Origin of the sequence: Klebsiella sp. 10982, from assembly GCF_048589245.1 — a bacterium.
Lineage (GTDB): Bacteria > Pseudomonadota > Gammaproteobacteria > Enterobacterales > Enterobacteriaceae > Klebsiella > Klebsiella quasivariicola.
This window is the reverse complement of the sequence record NZ_JBMAXV010000143.1, coordinates 1-513: the sequence shown is the minus strand read 5'-3', so window position 1 is coordinate 513 and position 513 is coordinate 1. Positions and strand designations below refer to the sequence as shown.

Annotated in this window: 1 protein-coding gene; it reads right to left on the bottom strand. The window is 68.2% G+C overall.

Features of this window, described 5'->3' with window-relative positions; translation table 11 throughout:
• Positions 1-513: biotin/lipoyl-containing protein (locus tag ACKLKD_RS27990; protein ID WP_420062018.1), on the bottom strand; the 513-nt coding region annotated here is incomplete at both ends.

Genomic DNA, 513 nt, shown 5'->3' with positions numbered 1-513 from the left:
CTGCAGCAGGGTGTCGCCGACCGCCACCGCTTCGCCGGACTTCACCGCGATACCGCGGACGGTGCCGGCCTGCGCGGCGCGGATTTCGGTTTCCATCTTCATGGCTTCCAGAATCAGCAGCACGTCGCCTGCGGCCACCGTCTGGCCTTCGCTGACAATGACTTTCCAGATGGTGCCCGCCAGCGGGGCGGTCACCGGGGTGCCGGCGCCGGCCGGGGCGGCGGCCTGAACCGGTGCGGAAGAGGCTGCGGTCAGCTGGCTGACGTCGCCGCCGTCGCTGACTTTGACCACGAAGGCTTTGCCTTCCACTTCCACGGTGTAGACGCCGGAGGCGGCAGGCTTCTCTGCTTTTGCCACCGGCTGCGCGGCTTCCACCTGCGGCACCGGCTCAAAGGCCGCCGGGTTGTGGCGGTTCTCAAGGAATTTCAGGCCGGGCTGCGGGAACAGCGCCACGGTGAGCACGTCGTCGATGGCGTTCTGCGCAAGCTGAATGCCCTTCTCCTGCGCCTGGCG